Origin of the sequence: Shewanella rhizosphaerae (assembly GCF_019457655.1) — a bacterium.
In the GTDB taxonomy this organism is placed as follows: Bacteria; Pseudomonadota; Gammaproteobacteria; order Enterobacterales; family Shewanellaceae; genus Shewanella; species Shewanella loihica.
The window spans coordinates 187,780-209,345 of sequence record NZ_CP080420.1 but is presented as its reverse complement, the minus strand read 5'-3'; the positions used below and the strand labels follow the sequence as shown (position 1 = coordinate 209,345).

Sequence of the window (21,566 nt, the reverse complement as noted above, 5' to 3'; positions counted from 1 at the left end):
AATTAACCCAACTCGGCAATAGGTAGAATGATTATGTATAAACTCGCAGCCATGGGCCTATTAGCGCTCAGCTCCTTGTCGCTGAACGCGGCTACGGATATGTTTCTCAAGATAGATGGCGTCGATGGCGAGAGCCTGGACGCACAGCATCGCAACGAGATCGATGTACTCGCCTGGTCTTGGGGAGCAAGCAGCGATATGCGACGCACCTGCATTCAAGATATCAGTGTGACCAAGTATGTGGATAGCGCCTCACCCCAGCTTCTCATGAACCAGATGAGCCACATGCAATACCCTAGAGCGACACTGACGGTGCGCAAGGCGGGTGGAACGCCCCTGGAGTATATAGTGATCGAATTACGTGACGTATGGGTCTCCAGCCTGTCTACCGGCGGCTCTGGCGGCGAAGATCGTCTCACCGAGAACATCACCCTTAACTTCGACGAGCTCAAATATCTATACACGCCACAAAAGGCAGATGGCAGCGGTGGACCAGCGATCTCGGCCACCATCACAAGCGAGAAATGCAGATAGGCGATGAGAGACTGTATTCCTATGGCTTAGTGCATGAGCATTTTGAAAAGCCAGAAACGAAAAAAGCCCTAGCATTGCTGCTAGGGCTTTCGTCTTAATGTTGGTGGGCACATATCGCAAAGCGATGGGCTCATGCGCGCGAAGTGAAACGAGCTGGGGAGGACGGAATTCAAACCCGCACTCTCGCTTTCTATTGAGACAGAGCCTAAAAACTCCATGGAAGGAGTGAATGCTGTAGATTATCTGGAATTCTGCTCTCCACCACAGGCTTTTTGCACGCAACGAAAAAAGCCCTAGCATTGCTGCTAGGGCTTTCATCTTAATGTTGGCGGAGCGGACGGGACTCGAACCCGCGACCCCCGGCGTGACAGGCCGGTATTCTAACCAACTGAACTACCGCTCCTTTAGTAAAACGCTTACGCGGGATACTAAATTAGGCGCCTGGAAATGACCTACTCTCACATGGGGAGACCCCACACTACCATCGGCGCGATTGCGTTTCACTTCTGAGTTCGGGATGGGATCAGGTGGGACCACAATGCTATGGTTTCCAGACAAAATTGGAAATTCGGAAAGCTGCACTCTTATCTAAGAGTCAATCTGAGTTCGCACTTCAATCAAGTACTTAGTATTCTTTTGATTACGTAAAACCATCGTACGAAACCCTTTTGGGTTGTATGGTTAAGCCTCACGAGTCATTAGTACAGGTTAGCTCAACGCCTCACAACGCTTACACACCCTGCCTATCAACGTCCTAGTCTCGGACGGCTCTTTAGAGACCTTAAAGGTCTAGGGATGACTCATCTTAGGGCTCGCTTCCCGCTTAGATGCTTTCAGCGGTTATCGATTCCGAACGTAGCTACCGGGCAATGCCATTGGCATGACAACCCGAACACCAGCGGTTCGTCCACTCCGGTCCTCTCGTACTAGGAGCAGCTCCCTTCAATCATCCAACGCCCACGGCAGATAGGGACCGAACTGTCTCACGACGTTCTGAACCCAGCTCGCGTACCACTTTAAATGGCGAACAGCCATACCCTTGGGACCGACTTCAGCCCCAGGATGTGATGAGCCGACATCGAGGTGCCAAACACCGCCGTCGATATGAACTCTTGGGCGGTATCAGCCTGTTATCCCCGGAGTACCTTTTATCCGTTGAGCGATGGCCCTTCCATTCAGAACCACCGGATCACTATGACCTGCTTTCGCACCTGCTCGACGTGTATGTCTCGCAGTTAAGCTGGCTTATGCCATTGCACTAACCGTACGATGTCCGACCGTACTTAGCCAACCTTCGTGCTCCTCCGTTACTCTTTGGGAGGAGACCGCCCCAGTCAAACTACCCACCAGGCACTGTCCTCAACCCCGATTCAGGGGCCAGAGTTAGAACATCAACACTACAAGGGTGGTATTTCAAGGATGACTCCACGAGAACTGGCGTTCCCGCTTCAAAGTCTCCCACCTATCCTACACATGTAGGGTCAATGTTCAGTGCCAAGCTATAGTAAAGGTTCACGGGGTCTTTCCGTCTAGCCGCGGGTATACGGCATCTTCACCGCAATTTCAACTTCACTGAGTCTCGGCTGGAGACAGCGTGGCCATCATTACGCCATTCGTGCAGGTCGGAACTTACCCGACAAGGAATTTCGCTACCTTAGGACCGTTATAGTTACGGCCGCCGTTTACCGGGGCTTCGATCATGAGCTTCTCCGAAGATAACCCAATCAATTAACCTTCCGGCACCGGGCAGGCGTCACACCGTATACGTCATCTTGCGATTTTGCACAGTGCTGTGTTTTTGATAAACAGTTGCAGCCACCTGGTATCTGCGACTCCCGTCAGCTTAGAGAGCAAGTCTCATCACCAACAGGAGCGTACCTTCTCCCGAAGTTACGGTACCATTTTGCCTAGTTCCTTCAGCCGAGTTCTCTCAAGCGCCTTGGTATTCTCTACCCGACCACCTGTGTCGGTTTGGGGTACGATTCCTACTAACCTGAAGCTTAGAAGATTTTCCTGGAAGCATGGCATCAACTACTTCATCACCGTAGTGACTCGTCATCAACTCTCAGTATTAGGTACCCGGATTTGCCTAAGTACCCTACCTACAGCCTTAAACGCGGACAACCAACGCCGCGCTAGCCTAGCCTTCTCCGTCTCTCCATCGCAGTTAGCAGAAGTACGGGAATATTAACCCGTTTCCCATCGACTACGCCTTTCGGCCTCGCCTTAGGGGTCGACTCACCCTGCCCCGATTAACGTTGGACAGGAACCCTTGGTCTTTCGGCGAGGAGGTTTTTCACCCCCTTTATCGTTACTCATGTCAGCATTCGCACTTCTGATACCTCCAGCGTGGGTTACCCCTTCACCTTCAACGGCTTACAGAACGCTCCTCTACCGCACCAGCGCAAGCGCTAGTACCCATAGCTTCGGTGTATTGCTTAGCCCCGTTATATCTTCCGCGCAGGCCGACTCGACTAGTGAGCTATTACGCTTTCTTTAAATGATGGCTGCTTCTAAGCCAACATCCTAGCTGTCTAAGCCTTCCCACATCGTTTCCCACTTAGCAATAACTTTGGGACCTTAGCTGATGGTCTGGGTTGTTTCCCTTTTCACGACGGACGTTAGCACCCGCCGTGTGTCTCCCGAGTAGTACTCATTGGTATTCGGAGTTTGCAAAGGGTTGGTAAGTCGGGATGACCCCCTAGCCTTAACAGTGCTCTACCCCCAATGGTATTCGCTCGAGGCGCTACCTAAATAGCTTTCGAGGAGAACCAGATATCTCCCGGTTTGATTGGCCTTTCACCCCCAGCCACAAGTCATCACCGCATTTTTCAACATACGTGTGTTCGGTCCTCCAGTTGATGTTACTCAACCTTCAACCTGCCCATGGCTAGATCACCGGGTTTCGGGTCTACACCTTGCAACTAAACGCGCAGTTAACACTCGGTTTCCCTACGGCTCCGCTATTCGCTTAACCTCGCTACAAAATGTAAGTCGCTGACCCATTATACAAAAGGTACGCAGTCACGGTCTCAAGAACCGCTCCCACTGCTTGTACGTATACGGTTTCAGGTTCTATTTCACTCCCCTCACAGGGGTTCTTTTCGCCTTTCCCTCACGGTACTGGTTCACTATCGGTCAGTCAGGAGTATTTAGCCTTGGAGGATGGTCCCCCCATATTCGAACAAGATATCACGTGTCCCGTCCTACTCGTTTTCACCTAAAGTTAGTTTTCATGTACGGGGCTATCACCCTGTATCGCTGTGCTTTCCAACACATTCCACTAACACCCTCTAGGCTTAAGGGCTAATCCCCGTTCGCTCGCCGCTACTAGGGGAATCTCGGTTGATTTCTTTTCCTAAGGGTACTTAGATGTTTCAGTTCCCCTCGTTCGCCTCACTAAGCTATGTATTCACTTAGTGATGACACCTTATGGTGCCGGGTTTCCCCATTCGGACATCGTTAGCTCAAATGCTTGTTACTAGCTCGCCAACGCTTTTCGCAAGTTACTACGTCCTTCATCGCCTCTGACTGCCAAGGCATCCACCGTATACGCTTAGTCACTTAACCATACAACCCAAATGAGTTTCATCTGAGCTGCATCGCAACTAACGGTTTCTACTTTCGCCAAAAGAATACTCAAGTCACTTGATTAAAGTGTGTTTTGAGAACTCAATTATTTTTCGCAATAACCTTTCGGTTATTACTATCAGCTTTCCAAATTTTTAAAGAACAAGCATCGCCGCTCGGACGTGCCACTCGCTCTAACAAGAACAAGTTATCTGTGTGAACACTCAACAAATATCAGTCAATCGTATAGGTAAGGAGGTGATCCAGCCCCAGGTTCCCCTAGGGCTACCTTGTTACGACTTCACCCCAGTCATGAACCACACCGTGGTAAACGCCCTCCCGAAGGTTAAGCTATCTACTTCTGGTGCAGCCCACTCCCATGGTGTGACGGGCGGTGTGTACAAGGCCCGGGAACGTATTCACCGTGGCATTCTGATCCACGATTACTAGCGATTCCGACTTCATGGAGTCGAGTTGCAGACTCCAATCCGGACTACGACCGGCTTTGTGAGATTAGCTCCACCTCGCGGCTTCGCAACCCTCTGTACCGACCATTGTAGCACGTGTGTAGCCCTACTCGTAAGGGCCATGATGACTTGACGTCGTCCCCACCTTCCTCCGGTTTATCACCGGCAGTCTCCCTAAAGTTCCCGGCATTACCCGCTGGCAAGTAAGGATAAGGGTTGCGCTCGTTGCGGGACTTAACCCAACATTTCACAACACGAGCTGACGACAGCCATGCAGCACCTGTCTCAGAGTTCCCGAAGGCACCAATTCATCTCTGAAAAGTTCTCTGGATGTCAAGAGTAGGTAAGGTTCTTCGCGTTGCATCGAATTAAACCACATGCTCCACCGCTTGTGCGGGCCCCCGTCAATTCATTTGAGTTTTAACCTTGCGGCCGTACTCCCCAGGCGGTCTACTTAATGCGTTAGCTTGAGAACCCAGTGTTCAAGACACCAAATTCCGAGTAGACATCGTTTACGGCGTGGACTACCAGGGTATCTAATCCTGTTTGCTCCCCACGCTTTCGTACCTGAGCGTCAGTCTTTGTCCAGGGGGCCGCCTTCGCCACCGGTATTCCTTCAGATCTCTACGCATTTCACCGCTACACCTGAAATTCTACCCCCCTCTACAAGACTCTAGTTGACCAGTTCGAAATGCAGTTCCCAGGTTAAGCCCGGGGCTTTCACATCTCGCTTAATCAACCGCCTGCGTACGCTTTACGCCCAGTAATTCCGATTAACGCTTGCACCCCTCGTATTACCGCGGCTGCTGGCACGAAGTTAGCCGGTGCTTCTTCTGCGAGTAACGTCACAGCTAACGGGTATTAACCGTTAACCTTTCCTCCTCGCTGAAAGTGCTTTACAACCCGAAGGCCTTCTTCACACACGCGGCATGGCTGCATCAGGCTTGCGCCCATTGTGCAATATTCCCCACTGCTGCCTCCCGTAGGAGTCTGGGCCGTGTCTCAGTCCCAGTGTGGCTGATCATCCTCTCAGAACAGCTAGGGATCGTCGCCTAGGTGAGCCATTACCTCACCTACTAGCTAATCCCACCTAGGTACATCCAATCGCAGAAGGTCCGAAGATCCCCTCTTTTCCCCCGTAGGGCGTATGCGGTATTAGCAGTCGTTTCCAACTGTTATCCCCCTCGACTGGGCAGTTCCCTAGGCATTACTCACCCGTCCGCCGCTCGTCAGCAAAGTAGCAAGCTACTTTCTGTTACCGCTCGACTTGCATGTGTTAGGCCTGCCGCCAGCGTTCAATCTGAGCCATGATCAAACTCTTCAATTAAAAGTTTTTTTGCTCCACTCTTTATTCAAAAGGAAGCGACTCAATGAATTCTGATTCACATAAATGACTCGGAAGAATCATTTATATGTTTGTACATATTGCTATGGACTCTCATCGTTACATTGAGATTTAAATCGTTTTCGATTAACTCAATACCTGTGAGTGTCCACACAGATTTCTTGTTTTATCTTGTTAAAGAACGTTCGCCTCATACTGGAGTTCAGCGGGCTAGGGCTGCGTATTCTACGCTTCTCCCTGTCGGCGTCAAGCGCTTTTTTCAAAAGATTTTTAAGTGGTTAATTACTGTGCTTTCGCGTTGTAACTACCGGCTTAAAAACTCGAACCGCTTATCGCCTTGACTCGACATTCGTTACCTACTCACTTGGTAAGTAGCACCGTTTGCCGTGTCAGTGGGAGCGCATTATAGGGAGCCAAATCTTTTGCGCAAGGGCTTTTTTCAAAAAAAAGATCGCATGCCGATCTTTTAGGCAATTGCGATCTTTTTCGTATGATTTACGGCCAAAATTGCCGTGTTTTACTGTTTTTGAGTCTCTGACGCGATAAAGCTCTCGATCAATTTCACCGCTTTCTCATCATCCCAGTCGACAAATGTTCTGACGAAAGCGATCAATTCGCCCTGCTGATTGAGAATAAAGGTCGCCGGAATCGTATCTAGGGGGAAGACCTGACCCAGCTGCTGCTGTGGATCATAATAGGTCTCGAACTTATCCATCCCCAGAGAGGCCAGGAAGGGTTCGACCTTCTCCTTGCCATTCATATCGATCGATATCGGCAGGACACGAAACTGTTTAGGATCGAATTTGCCTTTGAAGCGATCTATGGCTGGCAGCTCACGCACGCAGGGCGGACACCAGGTAGCCCACATGTTGACCATCACTACCTGGCCGCGATACTGACTGAAGTCAATCGCCTTCCCCTGGGCATCCTTAAAGGGCACAGGATCTATGGGATAGGCTTTTGGCAACACGTTGATCAGATCGACACTCGACAGCACCTCACCGCCTTGCTTCTTCTGCATGCCGGGATAGGCTTGCACGCTAGCGACATATCCGCCTAAGGCGAGAGCCGCCGACAGCAGCGCCGTGACTAACTTTGAGTTCATTTATCGTCTCGCTTGAGCAGTCTATCCAACTCGGCTTGCTCCTCGGCGCTGATCTCCTGTTCGACGGCATTGCTGATACGCTGCTGTCTAACGAAGATAAAGCCGATCACTAAACCCACCAGCAATAGCACGATTGGCCCTAGCCATAGGATGTAAGTCTTGGCTTCCATGCGTGGCTTATAGAGGACGAACTCACCGTAACGGCTAGTCATGAACTCGATAATCTCTTCGTCGCCCTTACCGGCATCGACCATTTGATAAACTTCGAGTCGCAGATCTTGCGCCACAGGTGAATTGGAATCGATCAGGTTCTGGTTTTGACACTGAGGACAACGCAGCGAGTGAGCCAGTTCGAGGGCTCGTTTCTGGTTATCTACCGACTTAAACTCATAGGTATCCACTGGGGTCGCCATCGCGGCGCCCACCAGCGAGAAAGATAACAGTATTGCGGTGATAAACCCGACTAAGGTCTTCATTAAGATGCTCCCTCAGCTTTAGCCTGTGCCTGTAACTCTTGAATCATGGGATAGAGTGTCTCATTCCAGACACGCATATCGATAGGACCGGCATAACGGAAGCGGATGATACCGTTGTGATCCACCAGATAGCTCTCGGGCGCACCGTAAACTCCAAGATCCAGACCTAAACGTCCGTCATGGTCAAAGATATTCTTGGTGTAAGGATCGCCCTCGCGGCTCAGCTCACGGATCGCCATAGCACGCTCGTCGCGATAGTTGATGCCATAGATAGGCAAGATGTTCTGTCTTGCCAATCGCATCAGGTAAGGATGCTCATACTTACATGAAGGACACCAGGTGGCCCACACGTTCAGCAATGAGACCTGACCCTTGATGCTGTCATTGGTAATGATCTCATTGGCATCTTCAAGCTTTTGCAGTTGGAAAGCCGGCACCGGCTTTCCTTCTAATGCAGAATCCAGCTGCTGCGGATTCAGGAAGAGTCCCTTATAGAGGAACACTCCCATCACCAAAAACAGAATCAAAGGAATAAATAATACTAGCCTTTTCTTCATACTTGCCCCAATTCAAGTTATGCGGTTGCTAATTTTGCTTGTTTGGCTTTTTCGCCGGCAGTTTCGGTCGCCTTGGCTCTGCGGTAACGCTTATCAGACGCGGCGAACAGACCGCCTACCATCATGAAGATGCTACCGAACCATAACCAGCGCACGAATGGCTTGTAGTTCAGACGCACGGCAAACTCTGTACGGCTGATCGGATCGCCCATGGTGATATAGAGATCGCGGAACAGTCCCCAATCGATGCCCGCCTCTGTCATATCCATGGTACGTACGTTGTACTGACGACGATCTGGCTTAAGCAGAGTAATGAACTCACCGTCTTTGGTCACTTCGACCTGACCCTGCTGGGCGGTATAGTTAGGACCGACAACATTTTTGGTCTCGATGTAGTGGAAGCTATAGCCCGCCAGCTCCTGGGTGATACCAGGGCCCATGCGAACACTCTTCTCGATCGAGTAGTTAGACACCATGGTGGCGCCGACCACAGAAACCGCGATACCTAAGTGAGCGATGATCATACCCAGCTGGCTGCGCCCCATACGCGCCAGGCTGAGACCATCTTTAGACTGCATGATGTCGTAGGCGGCGCGCAGCGTAGCAACTGTTACCCAAGCGGCCAGGCCAATACCGAACATCACCCAAGCATTAAACTTGCCGTCCACCAGGAAAGGCGTCGCCACACCGATAACGGCAGAGACGATGGCGGGCACCATTAGCTTGGCCTTGAGTTCACCGGCCTTGGCGCGCTTCCAGCGGATGCTAGGGCCAATACCCATGAAGGCAAACAGTACGAGTGCGATCGGCACGAATACCGCGTTGAAGTATGGTGGGCCTACAGAGATCTTACCCATGTTCAGGGCATCGATCAGCAGTGGGTAGAGTGTGCCCAGCAGCACGGTACCACAAGCTACGGTAAGCAGGATGTTACCCACCAGCAGCATGGTTTCTTTCGACATCAGCTCGAAACGCGCGGGGCTCTTCATGTCGCTTGCGCGGAATGCAAACAGCGTCAGTGAGCCGCCGATGGCGAGACCCAGCAGCAAGAGGATGAACATACCACGGCTAGGATCCGCCGCGAATGAGTGCACCGAGGTCAGTACGCCTGAACGCACGATGAAGGTGCCAAGCAGACTCAGAGAGAATGCGAAGATAGAAAGCAGTACCGTCCAGTTACGGAAGGTTGCACGCTTCTCGGTCACGATCACTGAGTGCAGCAGTGCGGTACCGATCAGCCAAGGCATGAATGAGGCGTTCTCGACCGGATCCCAGAACCACCAGCCGCCCCAGCCTAACTCGTAATATGCCCACCAAGAACCGAGCGAGATACCGCCGGTCAGGAAGATCCACGCAGCTAGGGTCCAAGGACGGCTCCAACGTGCCCAGGCAGAATCGAGACGTCCGCCCATGAGCGCGGCGATGGCGAAGGCAAAGCTCACCGAGAAACCAACATAGCCCAGGTACAGCATTGGTGGGTGGAAGATGAGTCCCACGTCCTGCAGCATAGGGTTAAGGTCGCGTCCCTCCATAGGAATCGGGAACAGGCGCTCAAATGGGCTCGAAGTCAGCAGCATGAAGAGACAGAAGCCGATCACTATCATCGCCAGAATGGCGAGTACGCGAGCGGTGAAGACCTCTTCTAACCCCTTACTGAAGAAGGCAACCGATGCCGTCCAGACAGACAGGGCAAACACCCAGAAGAGTAATGAACCTTCATGACCACCCCATACCGCGGCGATCTTGAAGAAGATCGGCAGCTGAGAGTTTGAGTGGTGTGCAACATAGGCTACAGAGAAATCGTCGACGGCAAAGCTATAACCCAGGACGATCACGGAGAGAGCGATAAAGAAAAACATGCCGTAACTCAACGGCCAGGCATAACGCACCAGATATTGATCTTTGCGAGCAACACCGATTAAGGGGACGCTGGCCAATAGAAAGGCGAATGCCAATCCTATTATCAACGAAAAGTGTCCTAATTCAGGGATCATGGGGTTTCCTCAGTCCTATATGAGAACCAGTTGAAGCATTAGCTTCACCTAATTCACCAGAGTTTGCAATTCACACTACTCAAGGTACAAAATTTGAGTCATTTTAGTATTTGCTATTGTATCTGTCTGCCTCTTTCGCACAATTCTGGGTGACCTGTCTCATTCTTGCGAACAGAAACGCAGGGTTACAATTGTTATAAACTGGCAGATTTTATGCTCTGACCCTTGTTTGAAACTTAAGTTTCAGCCAATTTTTGAAAATAGAATCGAACTGTGAACCAGTGCAAAAGTATCAGTATTTAACGACTGGAAACCCTTATATTACTGTTCAATGAATAATCTTTCCGTATAATCTGATCCCTATATCGCGCGGCATTCCCGCATTCCTGCAACTAATGTGAAAAAGAAATAATGACCACACTCTGGATTTTTATTGCGCTTTTTGTATTAGTCAGCCTTGTGCTGATTTGGTTTCCACACTTCCGCCAGCAAAAGATGCTGCAGGCCGAAGAAGCCGGTGTGCGTAAGGCCACCAACCTCGAACTTTTTAACAATCGCCTAGCGACCCTAGAGAAGGAACTTGAGGATGAGCTGCTGGATCAAGATGAGTTTAACGCGCTAAAGAAAGAACTCGAGATCAGCCTGCTACAGGACATGAAGCAAGGCGAAGATGAATCTCTGGTCGGTCAGATCAAGCCTAAGAGCCTACTCTGGCCAACCCTGATGTCTGTGGTGGTATTAGGTGTTTCTGGCTACTTCTATGCCAACCTAGGTGCCTATGCCAACCTGGACAAGGCGGTTCCCGACAATCCACACGCAGGAATGGATGCCGCTCAGATCATGACCCAGCGCATTCAGATGATGGAATCACAGCTGCAAGCCGAGCCGGAAAACAGCCAGCTGCTGTTTAGCCTTGGCCATGCCTACATCAGCGCCAACCGTTATGACGATGCGGTAAAAGCATTCGACAAGGCGATGGAGCTAGTGGGTACCCATGCCGAGCTGCTTGGTCCTAAGGCGACAGCAATGTACTACAAGGCCAATCAAAGAATCACCCCTGCGGTACAGGCCATTATCGACCAATCATTGGCATTAGATCCTGAAGATCCTTCAACCCTGCTGCTTGTCGGTATGGATGCCTTCTTCAGCGCACAATATAAGAAGGCGATCGATGCCTGGCAGATCATTCTCGATAGCGACAGAAGCGATGTGGACCGTAGCGCCATCATCAATGCCATCGAGAGCGCCAAGATGAGAATGCAAGCCGAAACTGGCGAGATGCCTAACGACGCGACTCATCAGCAGGCTAAGGCCACTACCGGTAAGACAGTGACCATAGATGTGTCTATCGCACCTGAGCTGGCAGAGAATGTCAGCGGTAGCGATATGCTGTTTATCTTTGCCCGCAACACTCAAGGCCCTAAGGTCCCCCTAGCGGCAACTAAGGTATCGGCGAAATCTCTGCCTGTCTCTATCACCTTAGATGACAGCACTGGCATGGGCGGCGATATCAAGCTGAGCGATGCCAAACAAGTTGAAGTGATCGCCGTGCTCTCTAAGCATGGTTCGGTTAAGGCGCAGCCTGGCGATCTACAGGGCCGTCTGGAAACCATGGATGTGGGCTCAACCGCTAAGCTAGTGATTGATACTCTGGTTCAGTAATCTCGGTCCAATAATACCGATTCATTAAACCTGATTTCGTATCGAACAGAAAAGCCGGCATTAGCCGGCTTTTTTATTGCTCACCTATACTTGATCGCAAGAGTTTCTTCCGAGAGCCTCTTTATTAAAAACTACTTAGCGACAGGCATAAAAAAACCGACCATAAGGTCGGCTTTTTTCAACGAAGTCAAATTACTTAGACATGAACTCGATAGCGTTCTTGTAATCTTCGTCGGTACAATCTGTGCACATACCACCTGGTGGCATAGCGTTCAGACCAGTCTTAACACTACCTAGTAGTGCGTCTAGGCCTTTCGCTAAACGAGGCTCCCATGCAGCTGCATCATGAGCTTTAGGGGCACCGGCGACACCCATACTGTGGCATACATGGCATGCCTTGTTATATACAGCTTCACCTTCTTGTGCAAAAGTGTTTGCAGACAAGGTCAATGCAGCCACTGCAGACAATGCTAACAGTTTTTTCATGTTCAATGTTCCTAATGCAAATATTAACAGAGCTCTATGCCACCCTAAACTGGGGCAGACTTATTCTATAGCGGCCCTAGGATACATCAAACTTCAACAAATCTCACCTTTTTGTGATTAATATCAGAATTTGATGGTTCAACATGTTATAGGTGCCCGAGTTACCTGATACATTAGCAATTGTTGAAAAAGTTCAATCTCAATGACGAAAAGGTTTTACTTTTTGGAAGCATATCAAATTGCTGACACTAATCAGATAGCAAGACTAAACCCCTCAAGGGGATTATGTTAATATCGCTTATGTTTACATCAGGCTTGAGATAGAGGGTTCAGTGGTAGAAGAAAAAACAGCAACAACACTGGTATCAGCCGATAACTTGACTTGTATCCGCGAAGAGCGAATTCTCTTCGACGAGCTGAGCTTTGATATCCAAGCGGGTGAGATCGTTCAAATCGAAGGCCCTAATGGCGCGGGTAAAACCAGCCTACTGAGGATCCTCGCCGGTCTGTCGCGTCCCTATGCGGGCGAAGCCAAATACAAGGGTACTGACATTACCCGCTGCCGCGACGAATACAATGACGATCTTTTGTATCTGGGCCACCTTGCAGGTGTAAAAAGCGAGTTAACCGCAGAAGAGAATCTTAACTTCAATTTAAGAATCAGCGGGTATGATGATTTCGAAACCAACCAGATCCTCGCAAAGGTAAACCTGTCTGGCTTCGAAGAGGCTTTGGCCGGCCACCTGTCGGCGGGTCAACATCGTCGTACCGCCCTAGCCCGACTCTGGCATACCAACTGTAAGGTCTGGTTACTGGACGAACCATTTACTGCAATCGATAAGAAAGGCGTCGAAGAATTGGAACACCTGTTTTTACAACATGCTCAAAGCGGCGGTTGTGTCATCATGACCACCCACCAGGACATGAGCATTATCGGTGACGATATTCTCCGTAAGATTCGCCTCGATTACCGCTTTATTTAAAGGTGCAGTGAATGAATAAAGGTATCAGTTTCACCCAAGCGTTTTTCACCCTGCTTAGACGCGATCTTAAGATAGCGATTCGTCACAAGGGTGACATCTTCAATCCCTTACTGTTTTTTATCCTGGTGGTCACCCTCTTCCCACTGGGCATTGGCCCCGAGCCGCAGGTACTGACTCGCGTAGCACCGGGGATCATCTGGGTAGCCGCCCTGCTGGCATCTATGCTGTCGCTCGAACGCCTGTTTAAGGCAGACTTCGTCGACGGTAGCCTGGAGCAGATGCTGCTTAGCCCACAGCCATTGTCACTCATGGTATTGGCAAAAGTGCTGGCCCACTGGATATTGACCGGCGTACCACTGATATTGGTTGCCCCGCTACTGGCCGTGCTGCTGCATCTCGAAGCCAACAGCTATGGCGCACTGATGGCGACCCTGGCACTGGGCACGCCCGTACTCAGCTTGTTGGGTGCAATTGGTGTCGCGCTTACCGTCGGCCTGCGTAAGGGTGGCGTGCTGCTGAGCCTGTTGATCCTACCGCTTTACATACCTGTACTAATTTTTGCAACCAGCGCTATCGATGCCGCTGGCCTAAATCTACCCTACAGCGGCCATCTCGCTATCATAGGCGCTATGCTGGTCGGTTCGTTAATATTGGCACCTTTTGCAATTGGTGCCTCATTAAGAGTGAGTACTAACTAATATGTGGAAATGGCTACATTCTTACGCAGACCCTCAAAAAGCCTATAACCTTTCCGGCAGGCTATTGCCTTGGTTTGCGACGCTTGCAATCGCGTTTATTGGTGTGGGTTCTATCTGGGGTCTGTTGTTTGCGCCGGTAGATTACCAGCAGGGTGACAGTTACCGCATCATCTTCATCCACGTACCTGCGGCTTCTATGTCGATGTCGGCCTACATGGCGATGGCGACCTCGGCCTTTATCGGCCTGGTATGGCAGATTAAGTCTGCCGACTGGGCGGCAGCGGCCATTGCGCCTATCGGTGCGGTCGTTACCTTTATCGCCCTCATCACAGGTGCTGCTTGGGGTAAGCCTATGTGGGGCACCTGGTGGGTGTGGGATGCTCGCCTGACATCTGAACTTGTGTTGCTATTCCTCTACCTGGGTGTGATCTCTCTGTACGCCTCTTTCGAAGATAAAGTACTCGCCGCACGCGCCGCCGGTATTCTGGCCATCGTGGGCGTGATCAACATTCCTATCATCAAGTACTCGGTAGAGTGGTGGAACTCACTACACCAGCCTGCGACCATCAAGATCACCGAGAAGTCATCTATGGCACCTGAGATGTTATATCCACTGCTGATCAACATCTTCGGTTTCGGCCTGATGATAGGCGCTATCACGCTTATTCGTTTCAGAGCCGAAATACTTGCCAGAAACGGTATGCGTCCCTGGGTCAGGGAACTCGCGCAAGCTGAAGGAGTCAAATAATGCAGTTCGATTCATTAGCAGATTTTTTTAACATGGGTGGCTACGCCTTTTATGTGTGGCTATCTTACGGCATAACCGCCTTCGCACTAGGAACCTTAATCGTGGTGAGCCTGCGCCAAAAGCGCAAGATCCTCACCGAGATATCCAAGAAGATGCAACGCGAAGAACGCCTCAAAGCCAACCGGAGTAAAGAACAGTGAACGCCAGACGTAAGAAAAGACTCGCCTTAGCAACCGCCCTGATTGGTGGCGTAGCCGCCATCGCGTCCTTGCTACTTTATGCGCTCAATTCGAACTTGAACCTTTTCTATACCCCAACAGAGATCGTTCACGGTAAGAAAGACACAGGCGTTAAGCCAGAAATCGGTCAACGTATTCGTGTCGGTGGCATGGTTACTGTGGGTTCACTGGTACGCGATCCAGAGAGCCTACACGTTGAGTTTGCCGTACATGATGCCGCAGGTGGCGAAGTCATGGTGACCTATGATGATCTATTGCCAGACCTCTTCCGTGAGGGACAAGGTATCGTCGCCCAGGGCGTACTGATCGAAGGTGGTAAGCTGGAAGCGACCGAAGTATTGGCCAAGCATGACGAAAACTACATGCCGCCAGAAGTTGCCGAGGCCATGGGCCAGACCCACGAGAAACTCGAATACGACTCTACACAGAAATCCGGTTACTAGACCGCATATTCTTAGCGTAAAAACCTAAAGGCCTCATTTGAGGCCTTTTTTATTGCCTGTGCACAACTTAGGAGCAAGATCGACTATAACTATGTAAAAGACTTTGGGGTGAAAGCTTTAAGGGAAATCCATCCATGCGCATACTTGTCTGCCTCCTACTCCTCTGGGCCAGCCTTCCGGCATCGGGTGCCAGGCTGATGTTCATTCACAGCTATCATGAGGGCTACCCCTGGGTACGAGACTATCGCCAGGCGATATTGGAAAACCTTAGCGAGCCCACCAAGATGACGGAAATCTATCTCGACTCCAAGCGTGTCCCCCGTGATGCCTATGTCAAACGCGCTGACGACGCCTGGGAAGCCGTTGAACGCGACAAGCCAGACATCATCATACTCGCCGACGACAACGCCATCTCACTGCTGAGCGAGCGCATCGCAACCACCAAGACCCCTGTTGTATTTCTCGGCCTCAATACTAACCCCAGAGATCATGGCCTGCAGGGCTATCGGCAGTTTACCGGCATACTCGAGCGGCCGCTGTTCAAACGTTCCCTACTCTTGGTCGACTGCCTACTGCCAGGGAAAGAGACCAAGAAGCTGCTGATCCTTTCTGACAATAGCGCGACCTCCCGCGCGGCCTTCAGCCCTATCAGCGCCGACTTTAAGCCCATACAGATAGGCAAGCTGACCATAGCCTTCACCCTGACCAATTCGGCCAAGGAGTGGCAACAGGCAGTGATAGACGCCAAGAAGGCAGGCTACCAGGGGGTTTTTACCGGGCTCTACCACACACTAACCAAAGATGGTGGCGACTATATGGATCCGAGTGAGATGATCGCTTGGACGGCAGACCACGCCCCAGTACCCCATTTCGGTTTTTGGGACTTTACCGTTGGCAGACATGCCAACCCAGGCGGTTATGTGCTTAACGGCTATGAACATGGCCTACTGGCCGCCAAATTGATTAATCGACTGTTAGCCGGCGAGCAGGCCAGCAATTTAGGCTATGTTAGTGACAGCAAGGGCGCATTTCGATTCAGCCTGTCTGGCGTGGCCAAATGGCATCTGTCGATCCCTAAGGAGATCGCCGAGAAGGCAGATTGGGTAGAATAGATTTGAAGCAATAAAAAAGCCGGGCAATGCCCGGCTTTTTACAATGAACTTAAGTGTTACTCAGCAGCTTCTTCAACAGCTTCAGCAGCTTCTGGACGACCTACTAGTTCGATATACGCCATAGGCGCCTTATCACCAGTACGAAGACCGCACTTAAGGATACGGGTATATCCACCAGGACGTTCCTGGTAGCGTGGACCCAATTCATTAAATAACTTACCTACGACTTCAGCGTCGCGAGTACGTGCAAATGCCAAACGACGGTTTGCAACACTGTCACTCTTAGCAAGTGTTATTAGAGGTTCAACTACGCGACGCAATTCTTTCGCTTTAGCTACAGTAGTCTTGATCACTTCGTGACGGACTAAAGAGCTTGCCATGTTACGGAACATAGCTTGACGATGACTGCTGTTACGGTTTAGTTGACGACCACTCTTACGATGGCGCATGACCTAATCCTTATTACCTAAATCTGTACAAACTAGGACTTATAGGTCGTCTGCTAAACTGGCTGGAGGCCAGTTTTCTAGACGCATACCTAATGAAAGTCCGCGAGAAGCCAACACATCCTTAATTTCGGTAAGAGACTTCTTACCCAAGTTAGGTGTTTTAAGTAGCTCAACCTCAGTACGCTGTACCAGATCTCCGATGTAATGAATCGCTTCGGCTTTCAAACAGTTAGCCGAACGTACAGTTAGCTCTAGATCGTCGACAGGACGCAACAGAATTGGGTCGAACTCTGGTTTCTCTTCTTTCTGCTCTGGCTCAGTGACATCACGAAGCTCAACAAACGCATCTAGCTGTTCAGCCAGGATGGTTGCAGAACGACGAATCGCTTCCTCAGGATCGATAGTGCCGTTAGTGGTCATATCGATAACGAGTTTGTCTAAGTCAGTACGCTGTTCAACACGTGCTGCTTCAACATTGTAAGCAATACGCGCGACAGGTGAGAAAGATGAATCCACTAGCAGACGGCCAATTGGGCGATCGTCGTCTTCAGTTTGTGCACGAGCCGAAGCTGGTACATAACCACGACCACGCTCAACGCGGATACGCATGCTAATGTCATTGTTACCAGTCAGATGACAGATAACATGATCAGGATTCATAATAGTAACATCACCATCGTGCGTGATATCTGCTGCGGTAACAGGGCCTGCGCCTGACTTGCTTAAAGTAAGCATAGCCTCGTCTTTACCCTCGATAACCACTGCTAAACCTTTAAGGTTTAGTAGGATCTCTAGGATATCCTCTTGTACGCCTTCCTTGCTGCTGTATTCGTGCAGTACACCATCAATCTCGACTTCGGTAACCGCGCAGCCGGGCATAGACGACAATAGGATACGACGCAACGCGTTACCTAAAGTATGACCAAAACCACGCTCGAGCGGCTCCAGTGTAACCTTGGCACGTGTTGGGTTAACCTGCTCGATATCAACGAGACGCGGTTTAAGAAATTCTGTAACAGAACCCTGCATTGTGTCCTCTCTTGTTTATTAGCTTTACTTAGAGTAAAGCTCGACGATCAGCTGTTCGTTAATATCCGCAGATAAATCGCTACGCTCAGGCAGACGCTTGAAAGCACCTTCCATCTTAGCGGCATCTACTTCAACCCATGTTGGCTTTTCGCGCTGAGAAGCAACCTCTAGAGCAGCTTTGATACGAGCTTGCTTTTGAGACTTCTCACGAACGCTAATTACATCATTCGCAGACACTTTGAATGATGGAATGTTAACAACGCGGCCGTTTACCATAATTGACTTATGGCTAACTAGCTGACGTGCTTCAGCACGGGTAGCACCAAAACCCATACGATAAACAACGTTATCTAAACGAGTTTCCAAAAGAGTAAGCAGGTTTTCACCAGTGTTACCTTTTAGACGTGCAGCGTCTTTGTAGTAGTTACGGAATTGCTTTTCAAGCACACCATAAGTACGACGAACTTTTTGTTTTTCGCGCAGCTGAACGCCGTACTCAGACAAACGAGCTTTACGAGCGCCGTGTTGTCCAGGTGCAGCTTCAAGCTTACACTTCGAATCAATTGCTCTCACACCGCTTTTCAGGAAAAGGTCAGTACCTTCTCGGCGAGTGAGCTTGAGCTTTGGACCCAAGTATCTTGCCATGTTCTTTCTCCAACTATCCTATTAAAAACGGGGCGATTACACGCGACGTTTCTTAGGAGGACGACAACCATTATGAGGGATCGGCGTCACATCGGTAATGTTGGTTATCTTATAACCAACCGCGTTCAGCGCTCGAATAGCTGACTCACGTCCTGGACCTGGACCCTTCACGAAAACTTCAAGGTTTTTAACACCGTAGTCCTGAGCAGCAACACCTGCGCGCTCAGCAGCTACCTGTGCAGCAAACGGGGTAGATTTACGTGAACCACGGAAACCTGAACCACCAGAAGTTGCCCAAGAAAGTGCATTACCTTGACGATCTGTAATGGTGATAATGGTGTTGTTGAAAGATGCATGGATATGAGCCATGCCATCAGCAACCTGTTTACGTACGCGCTTGCGCGTTGAACGTGACGGAACTTTAGCCATATTGGTTTACCTTCCCGTTACTTTCTAATTGGCTTACGTGGACCTTTGCGAGTACGCGCATTGGTCTTGGTACGTTGCCCACGAAGGGGCAGGCTACGACGGTGGCGGAGACCACGATAACAACCAAGGTCCATCAGACGCTTGATGTTCATAGAGATCTCACGACGCAAGTCACCTTCTACAATGTATTTAGCAACTTCTTCGCGTAGTGTGTCTATTTGAGCTTCGCTCAATTCCTTGATCTTAGCATCTTCAGCAATTGAAGTAGCCGCGCAGATTTGTTGTGCGCGAGTTAGTCCAATACCGTAGATAGCAGTCAATGCAATGACTGTGTGCTTCTGATCAGGAATGTTAATGCCAGCGATACGGGCCACTATGCACTCCTCATAAGTTAAAGGCCATCTGTGAAAAGCCCGGTAGGATACTCGACAGATGACGATTTTGCAAATAATATTTTGACCAGCTCAGAAACTGAGCTGGTCAAAAAGTTTTTAGCCTTGACGCTGTTTGTGTTTTGGTTCAACACAGATAACGCGTACAACGCCGCTACGCTTTACGATCTTGCAGTTACGGCAGATCTTCTTCACGGAAGCTCGAACTTTCATTTCATCACTCCGTAAAGCTACTTAGCGACCAAAGCGATCTAAGTTCGCTTTATTCACTAGGTTAGCTTTCTTCATCACAGACTCATACTGATGTGACATCATATGGGTCTGAACCTGAGCCATGAAGTCCATGATCACGACTACCATAATTAGTAGTGAAGTACCGCCAAAATAGAACTGTACTTTCCACGCGATTAACATGAACTCCGGAATTAAACAGATAAAGGTAATATATAATGCACCGGCCAGTGTTAGGCGAGTCATTACTTTATCTATATATCGCGAAGTCTGTTCTCCAGGACGGATCCCGGGAATAAACGCACCACTCTTCTTCAGATTGTCTGCTGTTTCACGTGGGTTAAATACCAACGCAGTATAGAAGAAACAGAAGAAGATAATCGCTGTTGCATACAACAATGAGTAAAGCGGCTGACCTGGCGATACAGCAAGTGAAAAATCACTTAACCAAGACAAGCCTTCATTCTGACCAAACCACTGAGCCAGTGTGCCTGGGAACAAAATGATGCTTGACGCAAAGATTGGTGGAATCACACCTGCCATGTTGACCTTAAGCGGTAAGTGAGTGCTCTGCGCGGCAAACACCTTACGGCCCTGCTGACGCTTAGCATAGTTAACAACGATACGACGCTGTCCACGCTCAACAAAAACAACAAAATAGGTCACAGCAAATACGATCACTGCAATCAACAATAATACTAGTACGTTCAAGTCGCCTTGACGCGCCTGCTCGGCCGTTTGGCCGATAGCAGAAGGTAGACCGGCTACAATACCTGCGAAAATAAGAATCGAGATACCGTTACCTATGCCTCGTTCGGTGATCTGTTCACCCAGCCACATGAGGAACATGGTTCCTGTGACCAAACTCACTACTGCAACGAAGTAGAAACCGAATCCAAGGTTTACAACTAAACCAGGGACCAGGTTTGGCAGACCCGTTGCGATACCGATCGCTTGGAATGTACCCAAGACCAGTGTGCCATATCGAGTATACTGACTGATCTTCTTACGTCCTGACTCGCCTTCCTTCTTCAGTTCGGCCAGTGCAGGATGTACCACAGTCAATAGCTGCATGATGATCGATGCCGAGATGTACGGCATGATACCAAGAGCAAAGATAGAAGCACGTTCAAGGGCGCCACCAGAGAACATGTTAAACATGCCTAAGATGGTACCCTTCTGCTGATTAAACAGCTCTGCTAATACAGCTGCGTCAATACCAGGAATTGGTACGAACGAACCGGCTCTAAAGACGATAATCGCACCAATCACGAACAGTAGGCGGGCTTTCAATTCTGATAAACCGCCCTTCGCGCTTTTTAAATCAAGTCCTGGTTTTGCCATCGACGTATTATTCCTCGATCTTTCCGCCGGCAGCTTCGATCGCTGCACGTGCACCTTTGGTTACCTTCAGACCTTTAACGGTCACTGGGCGTTCAATGGTACCTGAAAGAACGACTTTAGCAAACTGTATGTTGCGAGTAACAAGATTCGCATCTTTCAGTGCATTCAAGTCGACAACATCACCGTTAACTTTAGCCAGTTCGCTTACACGAATTTCGGCAGTTACCATCGCTTTACGCGAAGTAAAACCAAACTTAGGCAAACGGATCTTAAGTGGCATTTGACCACCTTCGAAACCGACGCGAACACCGCCACCAGAACGTGACTTCTGACCTTTGTGACCGCGACCAGCAGTCTTACCTAGGCCAGAACCGATACCGCGACCTACACGCTTAGCTGCTGATTTTGCACCTGCAGCAGGTGATAGAGTATTCAATTTCATTGATTAATCCTCCACCTTAACCATGTAGTAAACCTTGTTAATCATACCGCGAACAGCAGGAGTATCTTCCAGCTCAACGGTGTGATTAATACGGCGTAGACCTAGACCAGTCAATGTGGCGCGGTGCTTAGGCAGACGGCCAATTGAACTCTTAGTCTGAGTTACTTTTAATGTTTTAGTAGCCAT

The 21,566-nt window shown here is 49.8% G+C and carries 22 protein-coding genes, 1 tRNA gene and 3 rRNA genes; 8 read left to right on the top strand and 18 right to left on the bottom strand.

The genetic code is table 11. The annotated features are described in order from the left end of the window. The first annotated feature begins 33 nt into the window (after positions 1 to 33). Complete coding sequence (locus tag K0I63_RS01050; RefSeq protein WP_220082242.1) at positions 34 to 534, top strand: Hcp family type VI secretion system effector; 501 nt, start codon at positions 34 to 36, stop codon at positions 532 to 534. A 326-nt stretch (positions 535 to 860) separates the two neighbouring features. Here the strand turns inward: K0I63_RS01050 and K0I63_RS01045 are convergent. The 8 genes from K0I63_RS01045 to K0I63_RS01010 all read right to left on the bottom strand — a co-directional run bounded on the left by K0I63_RS01045 (position 861) and on the right by K0I63_RS01010 (position 10,048). After that, positions 861 to 937, bottom strand: a tRNA-Asp gene (locus tag K0I63_RS01045). 36 nt (positions 938 to 973) lie between these two features. Beyond that, positions 974 to 1,089: ribosomal RNA gene (rrf, locus tag K0I63_RS01040) — 5S ribosomal RNA — on the bottom strand. A 122-nt stretch (positions 1,090 to 1,211) separates the two neighbouring features. Next, positions 1,212 to 4,104 (bottom strand): 23S ribosomal RNA (locus K0I63_RS01035). A gap of 251 nt (positions 4,105 to 4,355) precedes the next feature. Then, positions 4,356 to 5,898 (bottom strand): 16S ribosomal RNA (locus K0I63_RS01030). Together the 16S, 23S and 5S rRNA genes with 1 tRNA gene alongside form the textbook arrangement of a ribosomal RNA operon. A 535-nt stretch (positions 5,899 to 6,433) precedes the next feature. Then, entirely contained in the window at positions 6,434 to 7,021 is a 588-nt protein-coding gene (locus K0I63_RS01025) for a TlpA disulfide reductase family protein (RefSeq protein WP_220082241.1), read from the bottom strand. Then, positions 7,018 to 7,497 (bottom strand): heme lyase NrfEFG subunit NrfF, encoded by a 480-nt coding sequence (nrfF, locus tag K0I63_RS01020; protein WP_220082240.1) that lies wholly within the window; start codon positions 7,495 to 7,497, stop codon positions 7,018 to 7,020. The genes K0I63_RS01025 and nrfF overlap by 4 nt, the downstream gene beginning before the upstream one ends. After that, a complete protein-coding gene (locus K0I63_RS01015) occupies positions 7,497 to 8,054 on the bottom strand; it encodes a DsbE family thiol:disulfide interchange protein (protein ID WP_144204446.1) in 558 nt (185 codons plus the stop codon). The genes nrfF and K0I63_RS01015 overlap by 1 nt, the downstream gene beginning before the upstream one ends. A gap of 17 nt (positions 8,055 to 8,071) precedes the next feature. Then, positions 8,072 to 10,048, bottom strand: a complete 1,977-nt coding sequence (locus K0I63_RS01010) for a heme lyase CcmF/NrfE family subunit (RefSeq protein WP_220082239.1) — start codon at positions 10,046 to 10,048, stop codon at positions 8,072 to 8,074. Positions 10,049 to 10,459: 411 nt separating this feature from the next. On the opposite strand from K0I63_RS01010, the gene ccmI reads away from it, so the two are divergent. Beyond that, positions 10,460 to 11,710, top strand: a complete 1,251-nt coding sequence (ccmI, locus tag K0I63_RS01005; RefSeq protein ID WP_144204444.1) for a c-type cytochrome biogenesis protein CcmI — start codon at positions 10,460 to 10,462, stop codon at positions 11,708 to 11,710. A gap of 192 nt (positions 11,711 to 11,902) precedes the next feature. On the opposite strand, the gene K0I63_RS01000 is transcribed toward ccmI, so the two are convergent. Continuing rightward, a complete protein-coding gene (locus K0I63_RS01000; RefSeq protein WP_011863998.1) occupies positions 11,903 to 12,196 on the bottom strand; it encodes a c-type cytochrome in 294 nt (97 codons plus the stop codon). A gap of 332 nt (positions 12,197 to 12,528) precedes the next feature. Here K0I63_RS01000 and ccmA point away from each other — a divergent pair, with 332 nt between their 5' ends. The 6 genes from ccmA (at position 12,529) to K0I63_RS00970 (ending at position 16,419) form a co-directional block, all read left to right on the top strand. Beyond that, complete coding sequence (gene ccmA, locus K0I63_RS00995) at positions 12,529 to 13,179, top strand: cytochrome c biogenesis heme-transporting ATPase CcmA (protein WP_011863997.1); 651 nt, start codon at positions 12,529 to 12,531, stop codon at positions 13,177 to 13,179. A gap of 11 nt (positions 13,180 to 13,190) precedes the next feature. Then, entirely contained in the window at positions 13,191 to 13,877 is a 687-nt protein-coding gene (gene ccmB / locus K0I63_RS00990) for a heme exporter protein CcmB (RefSeq protein WP_011863996.1), read from the top strand. Position 13,878: 1 nt separating this feature from the next. Beyond that, complete coding sequence (locus tag K0I63_RS00985; RefSeq protein WP_011863995.1) at positions 13,879 to 14,625, top strand: heme ABC transporter permease; 747 nt, start codon at positions 13,879 to 13,881, stop codon at positions 14,623 to 14,625. After that, entirely contained in the window at positions 14,625 to 14,825 is a 201-nt protein-coding gene (ccmD, locus tag K0I63_RS00980; protein ID WP_011863994.1) for a heme exporter protein CcmD, read from the top strand. The genes K0I63_RS00985 and ccmD overlap by 1 nt, the downstream gene beginning before the upstream one ends. Beyond that, entirely contained in the window at positions 14,822 to 15,307 is a 486-nt protein-coding gene (ccmE, locus tag K0I63_RS00975; protein WP_220079605.1) for a cytochrome c maturation protein CcmE, read from the top strand. Before ccmD ends, ccmE begins: the two co-directional genes overlap by 4 nt. 134 nt (positions 15,308 to 15,441) lie before the next feature. Continuing rightward, the gene (locus K0I63_RS00970) at positions 15,442 to 16,419 is read left to right on the top strand and encodes an ABC transporter substrate-binding protein (RefSeq protein ID WP_220082238.1); all 978 of its coding nucleotides are present in this window, start codon (positions 15,442 to 15,444) and stop codon (positions 16,417 to 16,419) included. A gap of 56 nt (positions 16,420 to 16,475) precedes the next feature. On the opposite strand, the gene rplQ is transcribed toward K0I63_RS00970, so the two are convergent. The 9 genes from rplQ to rpmD form a co-directional block, all read right to left on the bottom strand. Beyond that, a complete protein-coding gene (rplQ, locus tag K0I63_RS00965) occupies positions 16,476 to 16,868 on the bottom strand; it encodes a 50S ribosomal protein L17 (protein WP_011863991.1) in 393 nt (130 codons plus the stop codon). Positions 16,869 to 16,907: 39 nt separating this feature from the next. Continuing rightward, complete coding sequence (locus tag K0I63_RS00960) at positions 16,908 to 17,897, bottom strand: DNA-directed RNA polymerase subunit alpha (protein ID WP_011863990.1); 990 nt, start codon at positions 17,895 to 17,897, stop codon at positions 16,908 to 16,910. 24 nt (positions 17,898 to 17,921) lie between these two features. Continuing rightward, positions 17,922 to 18,542, bottom strand: a complete 621-nt coding sequence (gene rpsD, locus K0I63_RS00955) for a 30S ribosomal protein S4 (protein WP_011863989.1) — start codon at positions 18,540 to 18,542, stop codon at positions 17,922 to 17,924. 36 nt (positions 18,543 to 18,578) lie between these two features. Then, positions 18,579 to 18,971 carry a 30S ribosomal protein S11 gene (gene rpsK / locus K0I63_RS00950; RefSeq protein WP_011863988.1) on the bottom strand — a complete coding sequence of 131 codons (393 nt, stop codon included), beginning with the start codon at positions 18,969 to 18,971 and terminating at the stop codon, positions 18,579 to 18,581. Between the two features lie 17 nt (positions 18,972 to 18,988). After that, entirely contained in the window at positions 18,989 to 19,345 is a 357-nt protein-coding gene (rpsM, locus tag K0I63_RS00945; protein WP_011863987.1) for a 30S ribosomal protein S13, read from the bottom strand. Positions 19,346 to 19,462: 117 nt separating this feature from the next. Beyond that, entirely contained in the window at positions 19,463 to 19,576 is a 114-nt protein-coding gene (rpmJ, locus tag K0I63_RS00940; RefSeq protein WP_006083579.1) for a 50S ribosomal protein L36, read from the bottom strand. 21 nt (positions 19,577 to 19,597) lie between these two features. Further along, complete coding sequence (gene secY / locus K0I63_RS00935; protein WP_011863986.1) at positions 19,598 to 20,938, bottom strand: preprotein translocase subunit SecY; 1,341 nt, start codon at positions 20,936 to 20,938, stop codon at positions 19,598 to 19,600. A 7-nt stretch (positions 20,939 to 20,945) separates the two neighbouring features. After that, the gene (gene rplO, locus K0I63_RS00930) at positions 20,946 to 21,380 is read right to left on the bottom strand and encodes a 50S ribosomal protein L15 (RefSeq protein ID WP_011863985.1); all 435 of its coding nucleotides are present in this window, start codon (positions 21,378 to 21,380) and stop codon (positions 20,946 to 20,948) included. Positions 21,381 to 21,383: 3 nt separating this feature from the next. After that, a complete protein-coding gene (gene rpmD, locus K0I63_RS00925) occupies positions 21,384 to 21,566 on the bottom strand; it encodes a 50S ribosomal protein L30 (RefSeq protein ID WP_011863984.1) in 183 nt (60 codons plus the stop codon).